Source organism: Armatimonadota bacterium (assembly GCA_025059775.1).
In the GTDB taxonomy this organism is placed as follows: Bacteria; Sysuimicrobiota; Sysuimicrobiia; order Sysuimicrobiales; family Sysuimicrobiaceae; genus Sysuimicrobium.
The window spans coordinates 1-867 of the sequence record JANXCW010000037.1; the positions used below are offsets into that span (position 1 = coordinate 1).

Sequence of the window (867 nt, forward strand, 5' to 3'; positions counted from 1 at the left end):
GGAAGGGATCGTGTGGGATATCGCGACGCCGATCTTTCGAGGGCGGGCGGGGGTGCTACGGCTGGGCCTGCGGGATACGGGGGTACGGGCGGCGGTGAACACGGTGACTGCGTGGCTGTTGCTGACCACGATGGCGGTCTCCCTCTTCAGCATCGGCATCGCCTTGGTACTTACCCATTTGATCGTCCGACCGATCCGGGATCTGGTGGCGATGACCGAGCGGGTCGCCCGACGGGATTTCAGCGCCCGCGCTGCGGTCTGGGCCAAGGATGAGCTCGGAGCGCTGGCGCAGGCTTTTAATAACATGGTGGAAGAGCTTGCCCAGCAGGAGCAGATGCGAGCGTTCTACCTTCAACGGATCATCGAGGCCCAGGAGGAGGAGCGCCGTCGCATCGCCCGGGAGCTTCACGATGAGACCGGCCAGGCCCTGGCTTCGCTACGGGTCGGATTACGGAACTTGGAGCAAACCCTGGATCCCGATACCCTGAGGTCCCGCCTGGAGGATCTCTACCAGCTGGTGGACCAGACCCTGAACCGGGTGCGACGTCTGGCCTTTGAACTACGGCCTTCAGTGCTCGACGATCTGGGCCTGGTCGCGGCGCTGGAGCGCTACATCCGGGATTATCGGGAGCGGTTCGGCATCGAGGTGGAAATGCAGGTCGTGGGCCTGAATGAACGTCGAATCCCGTCGACGATCGAGACCGCTGTTTACCGGATTGTGCAGGAGGCCCTGACCAACGCCGCCCGGCACGCCAAATGTCAGCGGATCAGCGTGCTGCTTCAGGCATCACCGCGTCTGCTCTCTGTGATCGTGGAGGACGACGGCTGTGGCTTTGATGTCGAACAGGCATTGCGGCAGGGACGGGG

Annotated in this window: 1 protein-coding gene; it reads left to right on the forward strand. The window is 63.4% G+C overall.

Annotation, left to right across the window (positions count from 1 at the left end):
• Nucleotides 1-10: 10 nt before the first annotated feature.
• A partial coding sequence (locus tag N0A24_12230) for a HAMP domain-containing protein (GenBank protein MCS7174102.1) occupies nucleotides 11-867 on the forward strand: 857 nt, incomplete at its 3' end.